The sequence below is a fragment of the Micromonospora noduli genome (genome assembly GCF_003264365.1).
Taxonomy (GTDB): domain Bacteria; phylum Actinomycetota; class Actinomycetes; order Mycobacteriales; family Micromonosporaceae; genus Micromonospora; species Micromonospora noduli.
Genome location: NZ_PYAK01000014.1, coordinates 33,680 through 52,629 on the forward strand (window position 1 = coordinate 33,680; position 18,950 = coordinate 52,629).

Genomic DNA, 18,950 nt, shown 5'->3' on the forward strand with positions numbered 1-18,950 from the left:
GTCTCCCCTTAGCGACTCACCGAGGCGTCGGTATTCTTGATCGGGCACTGCCGACACCATTGCCCGTCAGCTGAGGGGGAACCGTGCCCGATCAGATCGACCTCGCTCGCCTGCGGGACGTGCTCGACGGACCGTGGGCCGCAGTCCGCAACGCGCACCGGGAGCACCTCGACGCGCGTTTCCTCCCGGTCTACGGCGAGACCGGTGACCAGGCACGGGAGCAGATCACCCGGTTGCTCACCGAACTCCCCGCCGAGCTCGGTATGGCGTCGGCCTTCCCCACCGAGTACGGCGGCAGCTCCGACGTCGGCGGCTCGATCATCGCCAGCGAGATGCTGGCGCAGGTAGACCTGTCACTGATGGTCAAGGCAGACACCGCCGACCCTGCGGTTCGAGCGCTGCTGTCCCGGGTCTGTGACCTGTAAGCGCTCAGCATCATCGAGACCAACAAGGGCTGGTTCCTGGAACACAACCGGCATGACCGGTGACGGTATGACGAATAACCGTCACCGCGAAGCTCGCCCGGCGGTGGTCACCGAGAGTAGCGCCAGGCGCGGTGTCGGACGGGTTTCGGCGTGGTCAAGCATCCTTGACCACCGCTACGTCTACGTCGCACATATGAGACGTACCGGTATCCGATGATCGACACGAGTTGTGCTCAGCTAGTGCTGCGCGTTCACGACGCCGTCCCGATCGGCGGATAGCAAGCCAATCCGCCTGTGGGCCTGGGCTGTCAGCCCCAGCTAAGACGTGAGCGGGAAGAACTCGTGGGGCAGGCAGGCGCCGAGCTGGCTGCCGCCCCGGGAGAGGAAGATCTCGATGTGTACGTGTGAGTTGACGGCGCTGCCGGTGGAGCCGGTGAGCCCGAGCTGGTCGCCGACACTGACCTGAGTGCCGGAGCGCACCGCGATCTCATACATGTGGGAGTAGTAGACCGTCACCGTCAGCTCGTCGGGTGTGCGGCCGCGGTAGGTGTGGCACACCGACACCGAGGCGGCGCGCCGGTGGTCGTCGGCGCCAGCCGAGCGCAGCCACAGCAACAGCTGCCAGATCCGGTTGACCAACCTGCGCCGTTCGGTGTCGTACGCGGAGCTGCTGTCGCTGGAGAGCAACTCCCGTACCGAGGAGAGCAGCTCGCCCACCGTGATGTGGGGGGTGACGATGCGACCCAGCCCGAACGCGCCCGAGTCGGCGTGCAGCCGATCCGGGCGGAACAGCACCGTCCCCACCGGCAGGCCACGGGCCCGCACCACACCGGCTTCCAGGTCCCGGACGATCCTCGCGCGCAGCGCGTCGAAGGCTGCGGCGTTGTCGATCGGGGTGAGATTGCGGGCGACCAGACCGGTAAGCAGCCGGGACACCTCGCTGCCACTGGACGAACGGATGAGCACCTCGGCCGGGGCGATCTCGTCGTCGCCGTGCGCGCGCAGCAGCGCCCCCAGCTCCGTCTCCCGCGATCCCTGCCGGCCGAGCAGGCCGTACGCGATCTTGCCGAAGATGTCCTGGATGTCGTCGGACGCGCGCGCCTCGACCACCGCACTTCCCCCCGCCAGGCGGTACGCCGCCGCGTCGTCCGGGGTAGCGCGGAACCGCTCGGGAAGCCGGAACTCCTGCGGGGCCGAGAGCACCAGCGGCAGGCCGGCATGACAGTTCCAGTCAACGGCGTTGTCGCCGTGGCCGGGGTAGCTCAACCACTGCACCTGGCCGGTCATGTGTGCGGAGATTCCGATGTCCCGGCGCCGCTCCGCCGACGAGCTGACCTTCAGGAACGAGTCCATGAACAGCTCCAGCCCGAGGTTGTGGCTGTTCTTCAGCAGCCGCTCCAGTAGCAGCTCGTACCGCTGCCAGCGGCCGGTCTCGTCGGCGACTGACAGCCGGTGGCTCGTCAACGACGTGAGTTCCTGGTCCATGCGCTGCAGCAGGGCGTCGCGTTCCTGGCGGGCCTCGTCGTCCCGGATCCCGCGGCGTTCGGCGTCCTGGTAGGCCGCGATCCGGCTCATCGTCGCGCCGCTGAGCGCCCGGCGGAGGCTGGCGATCTCGCGGCTCATAGTCGTAAGCTCCTGCTGTTGCTCCTGAATTTGGGGCCAGAGCACCCGCAGCTGGGCCCTGCTAGCGGATCGGGTCTCGCGGGTCTCCGCAGAGGAGCCGGCTTGCCGGCGCAGCCGCTCCCGTTCCGCCCGGTCCGCGCTCAGCACCGCCTCCAAGTCGGTCCGGCGGCGGGCCAACGCCCGCAGCCGCTGGTACACCTCCAGGTCGGCCGGCGACGGTGGTGCTACCCCGGCCAACTGCGCCACCAGTTGTCGCCGCTGCCAGTCGGTCCGCCGGCCAGTGAGCATGGTGAGTTGCCGTTCCACCAGCGCCTGGTGGGTGTGCGGCACGTGGACGGTGGCGTCGACGAGGGCGCGTACTGCGGTGCTGAGCCGGTTGCGGCCCAGCCGCACCGCCCTGGTCAGGTCGCGAAACATGGCTGGCTCCGAGTCGCGGCGGCCCAACCGTTCGACGGTGATCACCACGCTGAGTGCGACCGTCCGCTCGTACCAGGCGAGCAGCGCGTGCAGCCGGGTCAAGGCGGCACCCCACGCCGGTCCGTGTAGCAGCGACAGCAGCGCCGCGAGCACCATGTCGTGCGGCGCGGCGGCTGGTACGGCAAGATCCAGCTCGCTTCGGTACGCGTCCGTCGCGGTGACGACGGCGCTCACGGTACGCCGCACCTCGTCGCGCGCCGCGGGGTCCAGTAGCGCACGCACCGTAGGTGAGCTGGCGCGCCCCAGCGTGGCGGTGCCGCCGTCGGCGAGCACCGCCGCCAACGCCTGCCGCAGCGGAGACGACTCGCTCCCGCCGTCGGCACCACCGCCGTCGGGCGGGTCACCGCCGCCGTCCTCACCGGCCGGGGGCAGAGTGACGCGGTACGGCGGGATCACCTCACCGGTCAGTGACGCCGATGAGCCCGCCGCGTCCGGATCGAACCAGCCGGCGGCGATGCTGTCGGCCAGCAGCAGTTCCAGGAACCGTCCGAAGTCCTCGTTACCGTCCATGCTGGAGCCGAGCCGCCAGCCCCGTCACCGGGCGTCCGATTCGTCCGGCCGCCAGGTGCCGTCGTCATGCTTGACCCAGCTCGGCAGCCCGCCTTCCGGGCGCAGCCGGACCAGTCGGGTCGGCACGCGTACCCGCCAGGGCGCCCCCTCCGGCACCTCGTCGCCCGGGGCGCCGGTACGTTCCTGGATCTCCTTGACGATCGGCAGGTACTCGGGGTCGGTGATCTCCGGTGGCGGCCCGCCCTGCCACACCTGCCCGGTACGCATGAAGTGCTCCACCGAGGTCTCGAACCCCTCCCGCACCGGCAGCAGCACCCGGGCGGCACCAGAGCGTACGAACTCGGCGAACTCCGGATCGCTGCTGTCGTACCGCACCCGGTCCAGCCAGGTGCTCTTCCGGCCCCAGAAGTACGGGTAGAACAGGAAACTCATGAGCTGCCACTCGAAGGCGTGTTCGAAGAACCGGATGTAGTTGCCCTGTTCCTCGACCACGGCCACGTCCACCTGCGGCACCCCCATCGCACCGGTCTCCACCGCGCCGAAGGCGTCGAAGTGCTGGTGCGTCAGCACCGAGATGCACGCCTTCTTCAGCTCGGTGAGCTCCAACGCCCGGTTGGCCCCCGGATTGCGGCCGTCGATGACCACCCCGTGGTTGGCCGCCGCACGGGCCGTCGCCTCGTCAAACCGCGCCTGCTGCTCCAGGTACGCCTGCTTGATCTCGGCGTGGGTACGGATCTGCCAGTCGAGCATCGCCCGCTCCGTGCGCCGGCAGACCACCTCGATGCTGACCGCGAACAGCGGCGTGTCGTTGGCGACCATCGTGATCGGGATCGTGCCTTCCTCCAAGTCGAGGTTCGTCGACCGCAGACCGGAGTGCGACTCGTACAGGAACACCTTGCGCCCAACCGAGATGTAGATTTGGGACCCGGAGAAGCCCGCGGTGACGTGGGCCTGCACCGCGTTGTACCCCTCGGGGATGGGCAGGTCCTGGCGCTGCGACATGTCGCCGGCCTCACCGCCGCCACCTGAGGAGAACGTCACCGAGCGGGTCTCCTCGAAACGCGGCGGCGGCTGGACGCCGGTGGCGTGGTACTTGTTCGCCCAGTAGAGGTAGTCGGCTTCGGTGAGCTGGCTGGCGTCGAGTTGGAACGGCTCCGGGCGCGGTCGCCCCACGTCCCGGGTGGCGTCCTCCTCCAGCGCACCGGTGAGGAACATCGCCGGCTCCGGAATCACGAAGTCGTACATGGTGCGACCGCCATAGCGGAACAGTTGGGCTTCGTACCACTTGTCCACCCACTGGTAGACACCCACCACGTGGCCGTCCCCGTCGACGTTGTCGACGCTGTGGTCGTTGATCTCCTCCACCTCGCGGGTCACCCGCAGCGTCTCCTGGGTACGGATTCGCTCGGCGAGCCTGTTCACCGACTTGTCGACCACCTCACGGGCGTACTCGCTGGCCTTCTTCCGGGAACTCTCGCGGGCGTTGGTGTACGCCGCCCGTGCGTTCGCCTCAATCAGCACGGCGGGGCTGACCTGGGCGCGGATCCGCAGCCCGCCCTCGACCTCCGCCTCCTCCTTGAGCACCTCGGACGCCTCGTGGCTGAGCTCGAAGCGCTCGGTGGTCTCCAGGTCGCGCTCCTCCTCCCGCTCGATCTCGCGCTCGGTCACGAAGATCTCCTCGGTGACCTCGCGCCGCCGGTGGGTGCGCTGCTTGTTCTCACCCCGCAGCACGTTCTCGATGTGGGCGACCTCGCCAGGCTCGTATCCGGTGAGCTGTTGCCGCACCACCAGCAACTCACCCTCCCCGATGGGCCGTACCGTGCCGTGCGTGGTCGGCAGCGGCTGCCGGTCGCCTCCGGGGAACCGCCACAGGAACGCACCACCCAGCCCGTACGAGCCGGCACGGAACATGTCGGCCAACGCCAGTACGGTGTTCCCCGCCGTGGGGCGCAGGTCGCGTACCAACCCGGCCTTCTCCGTGTCCAGCCGAGCCACCACCTGGCTCACCGAGTCCCGCGACAGGTCCAGCCCCAGTTGACCGAGGTAACGGCGACTGGCTTCGCTGATCACCTTGACGCCGGCCTCGGAGAGCGCGAGGCGGGGGCCGTCCCGGGTGCCCGCGATGCTGATGCCAGCGCCCTTCGCGGCAGCTTTCGGCGTGGGTCTGCCGTCGTCGAGCCGTGCGCCGCCCGGCTCCTGCGGATCGCCGTCCTGGGTACGGAAGAACCGGGGAGCGATAGTGGTCAGCTCTCGCACGACGCTGTCGATGACCTGCCCCTGCCGCCCGACCTGCTGCAAGTCCGCAAGCGGCGGCACCGCTCGTGCCGGAGGCGCGGTGGTGTTCGGCCGCTGTGGCGCCAGCTTCAGCCCGGAGAGCACCGGCAGCACCAGTGGCATGTCGAGGATCGGCAGGGTGGCCGCCACCCGGTCGGCGCCGTTGCGGTCTACCCAGGCTTCGACGAAGCGCACCGCGCGTAGCAACCCGACCAGCTCTGCCATCGCGCCCGGATCGCTGGTGGACAGCAGCTTCAGCGCCAGCGCGCTGTCGGCCAACTGTTCATTGCGTTCCCGCCACGTCGTAGCGCCGACCTGCTCGGCGTAGCCGTCACCGAGCATGTCGCGTACGGTCTGCTCCACCTGCTCCTCGGTAGGGTCCCGCAGCTCCGTCAGCCTGGTACGCAGCTCGCGCAGCTTCGGCCCGCCGGCTACCCGCTCGGCGTCGTCGACGAACCGGCTACTGGCGACGAACGCCTTCGCGCGCTCCATGACCTCGCTACGTGACTCGTCGCCGGTGACGCTGCCCAACTCCTGCTGCAGCGGTGTGTTCGACACCGATACCGCATCGGTCTGGGGATCCGCCGCTTCGGCGTTGCGCACCAATAACATCCGAAAGACCTGTTCCATGCGGCTGGCTCCCCACCGAGCGACGTCCATGATCGATAACGGTCCGACAACATGAGATATCCACGCCGGTGCCGGCGAAAGGCCTTGGTCGGCATTCCGTCAGCGGCGAATGAGCAATCTCCCGAGAGATAACCCACGTGAGGGGCCGCGTTACGTCGATGTGACTCGGCGGTCCTCGCCACGGGACTTGCGGGAAGCCAGGGGGACCAGATGCTTCACCCGCGAATAGCGGGTACCCCGCCGTACCGGCGTGGCCGGCAGCTAAACAGCGTCACGGACACCATGCGCGACAACCTGCGGTATCAGATCGCCGAAAGGCACCGCTGGACAGGGCAACGACGAACCCGCAAACCTGGGAAGTCATCACCGGCTACAGGGCGCCCTGGCTTACGTGCAACAACTCGCCCGCTCACGCGAGTTCACCTGGCAGCACATGCTGCTCAACGCACCGCACTTCATGATGCTCCACCATGACCTCAGCAAATGGCCGGGCCGCTTCCGTCCAGGAGACATCCACATCGACGAGGCGCACACCGGCCGACGCGTCTACACGGGCCCAGACGCCGACGACATTCCGTCTCTGATCTCCGAACTGATCGACTGGCTGGCCGGCGGCGAACCGAAGTCACCGCTGCTCGTCCGAGCCTCCATGGCCCACCTGAACCTGGTCAAAGCCCATCCCTGGCGAGACGGAAACGGCCGACTGTCACCCTGTTCTGATGGGAGCGGTCAACGCCCTGCCGGAGACCGTCACCGCCGCCGTGCGCCGCGGCGCGGTCACCCTCGCCGTCGCCGCCGTCCTCGGCGGGAACATCCTCGACGTGCTCACCCTCGTCGCCGGCGACATCGCCTACCGGCAGGGCTCCACCTACCACTCCGCCCGAGAGCAGAAGCTGCTCGCGACCACCACCAGTTGTTCATGACCGCCACCCTCCTCGGCGGTCTTCTCATCCGCAAGACCTGCGGCTGGGCCGCCTCTGCCCATTGGGGCTCAACGATCGTGGGTTCTTCCTGCGGTTACCGGGAATTCGGGTGGGGGTGTCGTCACAGAGGCCGAGCTTACCCAGTCTGTGGGTGGCAGGAATGCTCGCTGCGGGCGAGCGCCGTACCGGTATCCGTCTTGATGGCGACCAGCGTGCTGAGGTGTCGTAGCCGCGGACTAGACAGTCGCGGCCGGGGCGTACTCGGGCTCGCGACCCTCGCTCGCACCCGTGGCGTTGTTGCGGTCCGCTGTGGAACGCCGTACCACCAGCGCCAGCCCGGCGAGGACGGTCGCGGCTGCGGCCAGCTCCGTCGGGCCGACGGGCTCGTCGAGCAGCAGCCACGCCGCGCTGAGCCCGAAGACCGGCACCAGGAGGCTGAACGGCGCCACTCTCGCGACCGAGTACTGGGCGATCAGCCGGTTCCAGATACCGAAGCCGACGAGGGTCGACACGTACGCGACGTACGCCACGGCTAGCAGCCCGCGCCACGACAGACCGGTGATCGCATCCAGCACCGCCTGTCCGCCGTCGACAACGCCGGCCAGGCCGAGCAGCGGCAACGGCGGCACCAGGCTCGACCAGACCAGCAGCGAGAGCGGGCGCGTCTCGTCGCTGGCCCGCATGACTAGGTTTGCCAGGGCCCAACTTGCCGCCGCGAACAGCGTCAGCACGAAGCCGATCACGGAGGCGTGGCCGCCGCTGTGGATCGCCAGCAAGCCAATCCCGACCGATCCGACCAGCACGCCGGCCACCTGCGCCCGCGCCGGCCGCTCGCCCAGCACCGCCGCCGCCAGCAGCACCGACATCAGGGCCTGCGCCTGCAGCACCAGCGAGGCCAGACCGGCCGACATGCCAGCCGCGAGCGCCGTGAACAGCGCGCCGAACTTCAGGACGCCGAGCACCAGCCCGTAGGCGACCACGTAGCGGAGCCGGGCGCTGGGGCGCGGTACCAGGAAGACCAGCGGCACCGCCGCCGCGACGAAGCGCAGCGCGGTCAGCACGAGCGGCGGCAGGTCGCGCAGGCCCAGCTCGATGGCGACGAAGTTGACGCCCCAGATAGCGGCGACGAGCAGGGCTAGAAGTCGGTGTGATGCTTTCATGCCGGCTACGCTGCCCGAGGCAACGCTTAAGGACCAGTTCAACGTTCTTCATTGCTGCTGTAGCGTGGCTACATGAATATCGACGTGCGCCGGCTCCGCGTGCTGCACGAGGTCGCGCTGCGCGGCAGCGTCACCGCCGCCGCCGCGGCGCTGCACGTCACTCCGTCGGCGGTCTCCCAGCAGCTCGTCCAGCTGTCCCGAGAGGCCGGGCACGAGCTTGTCGAGCGGGCCGGGCGCGGAATCGTCCTCACCCCGGCCGGCCAGGTTCTGGCCAGCCACGCGAAGGACGTGCTGGGCGCGGTGGAGCAGGCGGTGGCCGGACTCGCCGCGCTCCGCCACGGCGTCAGCGGTACGGTGCGGGTCGGCGCGTTCGCGTCCGCAGCCGGCGCTCTGGTGGCTCCCTCCGCCGCCCGCCTGCGGGCGAAGCACCCTGAGCTGGACGTGCGGGTGATCGAGGCCGAAGACCAGCAGAGCCGCCTCGACCTGCGCTCCGGCACCCTCGATGTGGCGGTGCTGCAGGAGTACGACCACGTGCCCGCGCCGCTGGTCGACGACCTGGACCGGCATCCGGTCACCACCGACCCGATGCACCTGATCACCCCGGTCCGGTGGCGCCGTCACACCGGCCGGCTGACCGAGCTGAGCGACGTGCCATGGATCGCCAGCGCCGAGCACACGCCGTGCCTACGGTCCACATTGCACGCTTGCCGGCTCGCCGGCTTCGAGCCGGACATCCGGCACCGTGCCGTCGACTTCGCGCTCACGCTGGACCTCGTCGCGGCCGGGCTGGGCGCCGCGCTCGTGCCGGAGCTGGCGCTGCGCCACGTGCCACCCGGGGTGCACGTGGAGCCACTGGTCGAGCCGGTCACCGAGCGACGCATCTTCGCAGTCACTCGCGCCCTCGGCGGCACGCCGCAACGGCCCGCGGTAGACGCCCTCCTGGCGGAGCTAAGCGGCTCCGCCGACATCCCCCGTGGACAGCATCCGCCGACCATCGCCTGATTTACGACCGCAGTGCCCAGGCTGGTCGTCAGCGAGGAAACGTCCTGGTTCCGGCGGCTCAGAGGGCATCTGTTGACGGGATCGAGGTCTCGGTTTTGTCGATGGGCGCGGATGTCTTCGTGGAGTGGGCGTGCGGTGGGCGCCTGGACCACCTCGGCAGTAGCCCTCGCTGACGAGGACGGCACTCAAGTCCGCACCTGCGTGCCCTGCTGAGTAGGGCAGAGGCTGTGCCGCGGACGGCCGGGCCGGCGTACCGGTACCCGGCCATCCGCGTTCTGACCACTGGCGAAACTACCGGTCCAGCGGCTCGATCCAGATGTTGCGGTACTGGACCGGATTGCCGTGGTCCTGCAGTCGGATGGCACCCGTCGCCGGGCCCTCGGGCCGGCTGCCGCCAGTCGGGCCGAGGATCTCGACGTCGTCGTGCACCTTGACGCCGTTCCACACCACGGTGACGCGAGGGTTGGCGACCTTCTGCCCGGATGCGTCGTAGCGGGCCTGCCGATAGACGATGTCGTACGTCTGCCAGGTCTGCGGCGGCAACGCCGCGTTCACGTCGGGGGCCTTCTGGGTGTAGATGGCCGCGGCGTCGTTCTTCTGCGGCAGGTCGATGCCAAAGGAGTCCAGCACCTGGATCTCGTAGCGGTCCTGCAGGTACACCCCACTGTTGGCGCGCGCCTGGCCGGTCACGTCCGGCGGATACAGCGGCAGGTTGAACTCCACGTGCAGCCGGAAGTCACCGAATGCCTCCACCGTGCGCAGGTCCCCGTTACGCACCGTCATGGCGCCGTCGGCGACGGACCACGAGGGTTCGCGCCCGTCGGTGTGCTGCCACTCGGTGAGCTCGCCGCCGTTGAACAGCGTGATGCGTTTGCCGTGTGGCCGGACGGCGAGCACGTCCAGGTTCAGGTGCCCGGAGTCCGCTGCCTCCTTGCGGTACTCGACCACGTTGCGACCCTTGTTCAAGCGCGCGGTGGTGGTGACGGTGCCCCACTCTTCCCAGGTCACGGTGGAGGGGAAGACCGTCTGCTCGACCCGTTCACCGTTGACGTAGAGGCTCAGCTGCTTCTCGCCGGAGTACGGATTCGGGCCGTTGCTGTAGCGCATCGCCAGGTCGTATGTCCCGGCCTCGCGGACATCGGCAGAGATCCTGGTCGACGAGCCGTCCTGGGCGAACCCGGCGGCGAAGCCGGCACCGGAGTAGGCGGCGTGGTCGGTCGCCATGCCGACGCCGGCCGTACGGCCCTCCTCGGCCTCGAAGAAGGTCTGCGGCTGCACCACCCGGCCCGGAATCTCGTTGAGCGTGTACCAGGCCTCAGTGTTCCACAGCTCCTCGCCGTCGGCGGACGAGAACGGACGCGGGGAGCGCACGTGCACCACGCGGTTCTCCTTCAGGCCCGGGATCTTGAGCTTGACGGTGCGGCCGTCGGGCGACAGCTCGGCCTTGGCAACCTTGAGCGTCTCCAGCTCGAGCTTCGGACCGCCGTACTGGCTCGTCGCGCCGTAGCGCCACTGCGTCACCTGGTACGCGTCGGCGAGTTCCTGCGCGGTCTCGGCCGACAGCGGCTCGGTGTACTCCAGCTCGAACCCGACACGCGACGCGCGCATCTGTTTGACCTCGAAGACCGAGGTGCCGTTGGGCGTGAGCTTCTGCAGGCCGTAGGAGAGCTTGCCCTCCTGGCCCCAGTTGCCGCCGGCGCCCAGGCCACCGGTGTAGAGCGCGCCGTCGGGGCCGAGGGTGACCTCGTTGACGCCGGCCTCCAGGCCCTGCGTGTGCCGGAACACCGCGCCCTGGTACTGCCCCTCGATCTTCTCGAGGAACACGCGCTGCAGGCCGCCGTAGGTCACGTCGCCGACGACCAGTTGCCCCGCGTACGGCCCCTGCTTCAGCAGCACCGGAGTCGACGGCGAGTTACCGATCTCGTTCTGCGGGATCCAGACGATGGGACGCGTCACGGCCTTGTCGTCGAACGGACCCGCGGGCGTCGTGTAGTGGTTGTAGAACGCCCCCTGCTGGATCTGGACCAGCTTGGACGCGGGCAGCCAGCCGCCCTGGTTGTCGGTGACGAGGACCTCCCCGCGAGGGCCCCACCCGATCCCGTTGGGAGTGCGCAGCCCTCCTGCGACATAGGTGATCTCGCCGGTCTTGGCGTCCACCTTGATCGAGGTTCCGCGGTTCGGTGCCGGCTGGGGCACGGTGGTGGCGCCGCCCAGGTCGATGGCGACCGAGAGGTTGAGGTAGAAGTACCCGTCCCGGTAGAGCAGGCCGAACGCGAACTCATGGAAGTTGCCGCCCCATGGCCAGGTGGCGACCGTGCGGCGGTCGTCTGCGAGGCCGTCGCCGTCGGTGTCGCGCAGGGCCGTCAGCTCGTGCTTCTGGCTGACGTAGACGGTGCCGTCGACGACCGCGACGCCTTGGGGCTCGCGCAACCCCTCCGCGAACTTACGGTAGGCCACCTGCTCGGGGCTGGTCTGTCCGGTGACGCCCTCGACAACGTAGATCTCGCCAGTCGCGTTGTCGGTGCCGCCCCAGGTGGACATCATCAGGTCGCCGTCGGGCCGGAACGCCATACCGGTGACCTGCGGCTGAAGCCCTTCGGGGCGCAGGCCGGTGAGGGTGTAGCCCGGGTGCACCCGGTCGAGCGGCAGGCCGTCGCCGGCCGAGTCGGTGGCCCCCTCGCAGTACTTCCATCCCGGGGCGGTGACGCGTACGACGTCGGCGTCGGTGCTCAACGCGGAGTTCGGTACCAGCTCGAAGCTGGTCGCACCCGGGCGGCGCCATTCGAGCCGCAGGACCTGGCCGCCGCCGTTATCGAAGAACTCGATGCGCAATGGGTGCACGCCGGCGCTGAGGGTGGTCGACCCTTCCTTGGAGGTTTCGCCGTGCAGCCCGTCGTGGTCGACGACACGCTGATCGCCGATCGTCAGCCGTGACCCGTCGTCGCTGGTGAGCCGGAAGGTGTACTCGCCGTCGACGGGCGCGGCGAGGTTGGCGATGACGTGGCTGATGAACCGGTCGGAGAGGCCGAACTCGTCGGTGGTGGTCCAGCTGACCTGCGACATGAGCTTGTCGACGTTCGGTGTCTGTGCCGGCTTGAGGTCGCACAACGCCGACAGCGGAGCTCCCATGTCGTACGAGCGCAGGGTGACGCCGGGTTCCTGCGGCGGAACATCGGCGGTGATGGGTGCGGCCCCGGCTGGGGTGATGGGGACCGCAGCGAGCAGGGCCGCGACAGCGGCACCTGCGGCCACGAGACTGACGCGACGGCGACGGCGCCATCGGTTCGGTGCGGGCATGGTTCCTCCCGGTGGGTGGGTCCTGGCCGAGGTAGGAGCGCTTTCTCCTCCCTGGACGGGCCAGTACGGTCTCGGAACACAAAAGATCGATCGCAGACGCTATCACTTTGGATTGACCAAGCTGAACTTTTAGATTTTTGGATAAAAGTGGCCCCTGTTGGCCCATGACCTTGGTGGCATTTGGGGCAGCGCGAGCGGGGCATGTGGCGGCGTCGCGGAGCGGAGGCAAGGGCAGCGCGAGCCCGACGAAACGCCGCTACCACGGTGGCGCGGTGACTACCGACCGGCGCTGGGCGCCGACGAAGGACGCCTCACCGGCTGGCGGTTGGCACCTTGCCGTAGGTATCCCTCAGGGCCCGGCGACGGAGATCGGAGTGCCGAGTCGGCCCTCGTTCCCGCTGCGATCCAGCCCGGACACGCAATAGGAGAGGGAACGGTCGGCCGGGGCGGTGCGATCGATCCAGCCGGTTCCTCGGGCGGTGCCGACGAGCCGGGCCTCGTCGCCGTCCACCCGGTAGACGGCGTAGCTGGTGGCGCCGTCGCCGCGCCAGGTCAGCGTCACCCCGCCGGCGTCCGCACGCCGGGCGTCGGTGAGCGTGGGTGCGGCGGGCGGCGCCGCCGGGAGCTGCGCCATCGTGGGCACCAGCGCCGGGCCGGCGTAGTGCGCGCGGCTGTAGCGGCTGACCGCCCCGAGCTTGTCGGCGCGGACCTGCTTGGCACTGAAGTGCACGCTTCCGTGCACGCCGTTTCGGCGGTTGAGGGCCAACTGCCGGTCCAGTTCGGCCGGGTCGCGCCAGGCGCCGCGCTCACCCACCCGGTAGTCGGCCTGACCGATGTAGAGCTGCACCCTGGTGCCCCGCACGGTGTCGACCCACCACGGCAGCAGCTTGGCGTAGTCGGCCTTGGCGAACCCGACGTGCCAGTAGAGCTGTGGCACGACGTAGTCCAGCCACTGTTTCCGCACCCACAGCCGCGTGTCGGCGTAGATGTCGTCGTAGCTCTGCAGGCCGGCGGTCGCGGAGCCGGCGGGATCGGTGCGCTTGTTGCGCCAGATGCCGAACGGGCTGATGCCGAACCTCACCCAGGGTTTGATCGCCTTGATCCGCTCGCTCATCTCCCGGACCAGCGTGTTCACGTTGTCCCGGCGCCAGGCGTGCTTGTCCGCGAAGCGCCGGCCGTACCGGGCGAACGTCGCGTCGTCCGGGAAGTCCTGCCCGGCCTCCGGGTAGGGGTAGAAGAAGTCGTCGAAGTGCACCCCGTCGATGTCGTACCGCTGGACCGCCTCCAGCATCGAGTCCTCGACGAACGTGCGCGCCTCCGGGATGCCCGGATTGAAGTAGAGGCGGCTGCCGGGCCGGTCGGCGCTGGGGTAGGTCACCATCCAGTCGCGGTGGTGCCGTAACGGGTGGGCCGGCGCGAGCTGGTCCAGCCTCGGTCCGGGGCCGCCTACCGTGGCCGGTTGGCCGCCCCGGTAGGGGTTGAACCAGGCGTGGAACTCCAGGTTGCGGGCGTGCGCCTCGGCGACCATGAACTCCATCGGGTCCCAACCCGGGTCGCGGCCGTCGCGGTGCCCGGTCAGCCACTCCGACCACGGTGCGTAGCTGGACGGCCAGAGCGCGTCCCCGCTGGGCCGTACGTGCACGAAGACCGCGTTGTGGTTGTGCCGCACGGCCAGGTCCAGCCAGCCCCGGAACTCCGCCCGCACTGTCTCGGCCGGCAGCCCGCGCCGGCTCGGCCAGTCGATGTTGTTGACCGTCGTGATCCACATGCCGCGCAGCTCGTGGGGCGCCCGGGCTGGCCGGCCGGCGCAGCTGGGCGGACCGCCCGCCGGGCTGGCGTCGGTGGCCGCGCCGAACGCGGCGACGTCCCCGGTCTTCGGTGCGCCGCCGTCGCCGACAACCCGGTGCCGCAGCGACCATCCGCCCACCCCGAGCGCCACAGCGAGCGCGACGACCACCGCGACGAGAGCCTGGGTGCGACGACGGTGGGTGGTGGGAGCGGACGGCTCGGCGGCGGGCATTGTCACAGTCTGCCGAGTGTGGCTCACCGGGTGAACCAGGCGGCCCGTTACTTAACGGTCAGCTAAGGCCGGCGCGAAGCCAGCTCGCTCCCCCGTTTCGCCCGTCCGGGCAGTGTCACGCGGGAACGCCCTTTCGCGTCGCCCGACGTGGTCGTCTTACCAGCTCGCCAGACCTTATTCCTCGCTCCGACACCCGAGACTCGGAATGCGCCGCGTCAGCCCATGCGCTGGTCGTCAGACGTCACGAACGTCCGCAGATGGTCAACCGCCGCAGAGAGCGCGTCCTGCAGGGGGCCGATGTCCCGGGCGACCTGAGCGAGGAGCATGCCGCCTTGATACGCCGCGAGGAACATGTCGGCGAGCCGCGCGGGGTCGGCGGACGCGTCGATGCGGCCGAGTTGCCGCATGCGATCGAGCCCGACGCGGAAGATCTCGCGCCACTGCGCGAACACCTCCGCGAGCCGGTCGTTCACGACGAGATCGGTCTTGACGATCTCGCTCGCGAGCGAGCCGAGGCTGCAGCCGTCCTCGAACGGGCGCCCGGAGAGGACGAAAAAGTCCATCCAGTCCTGGAATGCCTCGACGGTGTCGAAGCTGGCAAACCGTTCGCTGCGATGGAAGCCGAGGACGCTGTCGGCCTGCCAGTCGACGACCGCCAGGACGAGGCTCTCTTTGGTGGGGAAGTAGTGACTCAGCTGTGATCCGCTCACGCCTGCAGCGCGGCGGACGAGCTCGTTGTTGGTTGCGTGGACCCCTTTCCGGTAGATCAACGCGGCCGCGTGCTCCAGTATTCGCTCGCGCGTGGCCTGGCCCTTGGCTGTGAGCTTCTGGGCTGCATCCGCCCCGTTGTCCACCTGCATGTCATCAAGGTAACACCACTGGGCTTGCCAACCCATTTTCTGTGGTGTTCACTCAAGCGAGTGGACGGAATGGTCCAGTAACGCCACACGGAGGTTCATCACGATGGCTCGCCTGACCGCTCCCGCACCCGCCGACATCGACGCGAAGACGCAAGGCGCCCTCGACGCCATCGCGAAGCAGTTCGGCTTCGCACCCAGCATGTTCACCATGCTCGCCGCTAACCCGACCGTGCTCGAGATCATGATGGGCCTGCAGGGCAGCATCGCGAAGCTCCTGGACGCGAAGACGCGCCACACGATCGCTCTCGCGGTCTCTCAGTCGAACGGCTGCCGCTACTGCCAGGCACTCCACGGTTTCATCTCGTCGAACCTCGGCGGTATGTCGGCGGGGGAGATTGAGCTCGCCCGCACAGGGCCGTCCAGCGACCCGAAGCGCGCCGCCGTCGCGAAGTTCGCGCAGCAGTTGATCGAGACGCGTGGCCAGGTCAGCGACGAGGACCTCGCAGTGATCCGCGAGGTCGGGTACATCGACCCGGAGATCCAGGCGATCGTCGCGATCGTAGTCGTCACCCTGCTCACGAGCTACCTCAACAACGTCAGCGACACCGTCGCCGATGTCCCCGGCGCCGACCATCAGTCGGCCTGGCTCTCCTCTCCATCCGCCGCTTAAACGAAAGAAACCACGACGTTGAATCTCGATAAGCTGATCACGAAGCACCTCACCCGCTACTTCGACCCGAGCAAGAGGATCCCGGAGGAGACGTTCCAGCAGCTGCTGCGTTACCTGCGCACCTCGCCGACGACGATCAACATCCAGCCGAACCATTTCCATGTGCTGGAAACGCAGGATGGCAAGGACAAGCTCGCGGACGCACTGGTCGGCCGCTTCGCGGACAACGCGGAGAAGGTGCGCAACGCGTCGCACGCCATCGTCTTCACAACGCGCAAGGACATCCCCGACACGCACCTGCAGGAGATCTTCGAGAAGGAGCGCTCCGACGGGCGCTTCGCCGACCCGGAGATCCAGAAGGGATGGGAGGCGGGCGCCTCCAACTTTGTGGAGATCCAGACCGAGAACTATGGCGGGGACGTGCTCCACTGGCTTGAGAAGAACACCTACCTCGTCGTCGGCGCCACGATGATGGCCGCGGCATCCCTCGGGGTGGACGCGACGCCGCTTGAGGGCTTCGACCGCACGACCGTGGACGCGGCCTTCCACCTGACCGACACCGACTACACGACCACGCTGCTTCTGGTGCTCGGCTACCCCGACGAGGCCCGGGTCTCCCGCCAGCCGGTCTCGCGGTTCGACGCGGAGAAGATCTTCACGCGCATATGACGGACGGGGCGGCCACGGGACCGCGGTGCCGGCCCCGTTCACGTCGACTCGGTTGCCCGGCTTCCGCACCTCCTCGCTGACGCTGGGCAATCGACCCCTTAAGGACTTCGAGGAGGTCAAGATGCAGATTGATAAGGCAGTGCAGGATCGGGCCACGGCCCGCGCCGCCGAGCTTCCCGGCTCCGAGCACACACACCAGTTCACCGGCGACTGGGAGGTATGGAAAGTCGGCGGCAAGGTGTTCATGCTGCAGACGTCCATGCCCGGCGAGCCCGTCGTGATCCTGAAAGCGGATCCATCCGACGCGGAGTCGCTCCGCGCAGCTCACGCGAGCATCTCGCCCGGCTACCACATGAACAAGAAGCACTGGATCACGGTGCGGGCAGGTGCGGACGCCGAGCCCGCGCTTGTCGACAATCTCGTGACCGAGTCGTACCTCCTCGTCGTCGCCGGCCTGCCGAAGCAGAGCCGTCCCGTCGATCCCGCTTCCTTCCGCGTCCCGCCCTCTGCCGACTGATCGCGATGACGCCGATCGCGCACAGAGCGCTGTTGCCCCTCATCCGAGCAGCCGCACCGGCGCATGGCGCCCTTGCCGGTTTCGGGAAGCGCACGTCAGGCCACCCCTCGCCTCGTTTCGATCTCCTCATTCCCTCCGGGCGAGTGTCACGAACCGTGCCGCCACCGCGGCGCTACCCCTACGCCTGCCGAGACAACCGTTACCCGTAACGACCAGCCTGCGCCCATGGCGCATGTTCAGGAAGGCTTGAGCGGCTGCTCGCGGCGACTGGCACCCGGGTCGCAGGCATGAGTGGTGTCGGTTGGCCGTGGAGACTCTCGCGCCGTGGACGTTGACGAGTTTTGGGCGGTCGTGGAGTTGGCCGGGGCGGGTCTCGACGGGCAGACTGGGGACGACGGTGAGGCCGTTGCCGCGGCAGTACACGATCGGACGCCTGCTCGACCGTCTCGAGGCAGCAGGCGCGGACAACACGCTGCTCGCAAACCTTGAGTGGTTCTACCAGCCGCTACTCGAGCACAGCCGCAGGCCAATCGCCCTGCATCGAGAACTCGCCCGCGATCCCGCCCGCTTCATCGGCCTCGTGTCCTCGATGTACCGGCCGGACCCGGACACCGGCGCGAACTCAGCCGACGAGGAGGCAAACGAGGAGTCAGCGTCATCACGGGCCTTCAGCGCGGCCTGGACCGTCCTGCGGGAATGGCGCACGCCGCTCCCGGGCTCCGTAAACGGGCACTTGCCGACCACCGAGGACATGCTGCGATGGGTGGAATCGGTACGCGAGATGCTCACCGCGTCCGACCGGGCCCAGGTGCTGCCCATCGTTTTGGGCGATGCACTATCCGGAGCCGTCGCGGACGAGGACGGCACGTGGCCCAGCGAGCCAGTCCGGGACGTCCTCGAGATACTCGGAGACGCGGACCTCGACGAGCATCTCGCTATCGCGCGAATGAACCAGCGGGGCGTCACAACTCGCGGTCTCTACGACGGCGGAACGCAGGAGCGCGCGCTCGCCGACCAGTACAGCGCGGCGGCGGACCGCGTGCGCGACCGGTGGCCCCGTTCGGGAGCACTACTCGACGGGCTGAGCCGGTCGTACCGCGATGATGCCCGCCGGGAGGACCGCTCCGCTGAGAGCCATGGCGATCGTTGACGGCCGGTCAGCTTGGCTCACTCGACCCGTCCCGTCACTGTCCACCGGGTCTGAGGCTCAAAGCACTCCGAGTCGGATTATTCGCATCCGCTCACCGGCACGTGCGGACGCCGCCCTGCCGCCTCCGCATGAGGCACCAACGCTGACGGCTTCGGATCCGCCGAAGAGGTCTTCAGCCTGAAGGGCCCGGTCAGCGCACTCCCCGTCGGATCGGTGTCTCGGATGACGGAACCGCGGCGACTCCAGCGTGCCCACCCGCAACGCTCCACATCGATCTGCAGCACGCCTTCAGGGGCGTGGCCTTACTAACCGAGACGCCGGCCGGCGCCAGCCATCCCTGGAGCAGCAACACCTGACCACTTCGACATCTACTGGGCGGTCACGCCGCACCGCGCCACCTCATCACCACAGGTCTCAGCCATCGTCTCTCTCCGGCGTCGGTGAGCACTTCGGGCGCGGAGACCACTTCGCCAACCCGCACCCAATCTGCTCCCAGTTGCAAGGCCAGGCCCACCAACAGCTCCTTACCGCCTCGACCTGCGCACACTCCCCTGCCAGGCGACATAGAACCTTGTCCTCCGCCGTGCAGAACCGCAGAGCACTCCGCGGGAAACAGGACCCCGCACCGACTCTGACCTGCGGCAACGTGGAGCCGCAGGCAGGGGAGGGTACAGTTGAGCGCCGTTCGACGCCGTTGGGCGCAGTTCAAGGCCGTTCAGGGCACCCCGCTGCTCCCAACCTGC

At 68.7% G+C, this 18,950-nt stretch carries 12 protein-coding genes and 2 pseudogenes; 8 read left to right on the forward strand and 6 right to left on the reverse strand.

Going from position 1 to position 18,950, the window contains the following annotated elements; all coding sequences use genetic code 11:
* Nucleotides 1-83 precede the first annotated feature (83 nt).
* Nucleotides 84-425 (forward strand): hypothetical protein, encoded by a 342-nt coding sequence (locus GUI43_RS13745; protein ID WP_249037742.1) that lies wholly within the window; start codon nucleotides 84-86, stop codon nucleotides 423-425.
* A gap of 318 nt (nucleotides 426-743) precedes the next feature.
* On the opposite strand, the gene GUI43_RS13750 is transcribed toward GUI43_RS13745, so the two are convergent.
* Together GUI43_RS13750 and GUI43_RS13755 are read right to left on the reverse strand one after the other, a co-directional pair.
* The gene (locus tag GUI43_RS13750) at nucleotides 744-3,035 is read right to left on the reverse strand and encodes a M23 family metallopeptidase (RefSeq protein ID WP_112698941.1); all 2,292 of its coding nucleotides are present in this window, start codon (nucleotides 3,033-3,035) and stop codon (nucleotides 744-746) included.
* Between the two features lie 24 nt (nucleotides 3,036-3,059).
* Entirely contained in the window at nucleotides 3,060-5,867 is a 2,808-nt protein-coding gene (locus tag GUI43_RS13755) for a hypothetical protein (RefSeq protein WP_146765900.1), read from the reverse strand.
* 532 nt (nucleotides 5,868-6,399) lie between these two features.
* Between GUI43_RS13755 and GUI43_RS34570 the strand changes: the two are divergent.
* Nucleotides 6,400-6,585, forward strand: a pseudogene (locus tag GUI43_RS34570) (Fic family protein); the annotation flags it as partial.
* A 67-nt stretch (nucleotides 6,586-6,652) separates the two neighbouring features.
* Nucleotides 6,653-6,948 (forward strand): annotated as a pseudogene (locus GUI43_RS13765) (cation transporter); the annotation flags it as partial.
* 150 nt (nucleotides 6,949-7,098) lie between these two features.
* On the opposite strand, the gene GUI43_RS13770 reads toward GUI43_RS13765, so the two are convergent.
* The gene (locus tag GUI43_RS13770; RefSeq protein WP_112698943.1) at nucleotides 7,099-8,022 is read right to left on the reverse strand and encodes an EamA family transporter; all 924 of its coding nucleotides are present in this window, start codon (nucleotides 8,020-8,022) and stop codon (nucleotides 7,099-7,101) included.
* Between the two features lie 72 nt (nucleotides 8,023-8,094).
* Here GUI43_RS13770 and GUI43_RS13775 point away from each other — a divergent pair, with 72 nt between their 5' ends.
* A complete protein-coding gene (locus tag GUI43_RS13775; protein WP_112698944.1) occupies nucleotides 8,095-9,024 on the forward strand; it encodes a LysR family transcriptional regulator in 930 nt (309 codons plus the stop codon).
* Between the two features lie 291 nt (nucleotides 9,025-9,315).
* Here GUI43_RS13775 and GUI43_RS13780 read toward each other — a convergent pair whose 3' ends face one another.
* The 3 genes from GUI43_RS13780 to GUI43_RS13790 all read right to left on the reverse strand — a co-directional run bounded on the left by GUI43_RS13780 (nucleotide 9,316) and on the right by GUI43_RS13790 (nucleotide 15,201).
* On the reverse strand, nucleotides 9,316-12,276 hold the full coding sequence (locus GUI43_RS13780; protein ID WP_249037743.1) for a 3-keto-alpha-glucoside-1,2-lyase-like domain-containing protein: 2,961 nt from the start codon (nucleotides 12,274-12,276) through the stop codon (nucleotides 9,316-9,318).
* A gap of 394 nt (nucleotides 12,277-12,670) precedes the next feature.
* Nucleotides 12,671-14,341: a glycoside hydrolase family 10-like protein gene (locus GUI43_RS13785; protein ID WP_112698946.1), complete on the reverse strand. Its 1,671-nt coding sequence runs from the start codon at nucleotides 14,339-14,341 to the stop codon at nucleotides 12,671-12,673.
* 215 nt (nucleotides 14,342-14,556) lie between these two features.
* On the reverse strand, nucleotides 14,557-15,201 hold the full coding sequence (locus GUI43_RS13790; RefSeq protein WP_112698947.1) for a TetR/AcrR family transcriptional regulator: 645 nt from the start codon (nucleotides 15,199-15,201) through the stop codon (nucleotides 14,557-14,559).
* 103 nt (nucleotides 15,202-15,304) lie between these two features.
* Here GUI43_RS13790 and GUI43_RS13795 point away from each other — a divergent pair, with 103 nt between their 5' ends.
* From GUI43_RS13795 to GUI43_RS13810, 4 genes are all read left to right on the forward strand, one after another.
* Nucleotides 15,305-15,871 carry a carboxymuconolactone decarboxylase family protein gene (locus GUI43_RS13795; protein WP_112698948.1) on the forward strand — a complete coding sequence of 189 codons (567 nt, stop codon included), beginning with the start codon at nucleotides 15,305-15,307 and terminating at the stop codon, nucleotides 15,869-15,871.
* A gap of 18 nt (nucleotides 15,872-15,889) precedes the next feature.
* Complete coding sequence (locus tag GUI43_RS13800; protein ID WP_112698949.1) at nucleotides 15,890-16,540, forward strand: nitroreductase family protein; 651 nt, start codon at nucleotides 15,890-15,892, stop codon at nucleotides 16,538-16,540.
* Nucleotides 16,541-16,661: 121 nt separating this feature from the next.
* Nucleotides 16,662-17,057 (forward strand): MmcQ/YjbR family DNA-binding protein, encoded by a 396-nt coding sequence (locus GUI43_RS13805; protein WP_112583317.1) that lies wholly within the window; start codon nucleotides 16,662-16,664, stop codon nucleotides 17,055-17,057.
* 406 nt (nucleotides 17,058-17,463) lie between these two features.
* Nucleotides 17,464-18,207 (forward strand): hypothetical protein, encoded by a 744-nt coding sequence (locus GUI43_RS13810; RefSeq protein WP_146765901.1) that lies wholly within the window; start codon nucleotides 17,464-17,466, stop codon nucleotides 18,205-18,207.
* The last annotated feature ends 743 nt before the right edge of the window (nucleotides 18,208-18,950 follow it).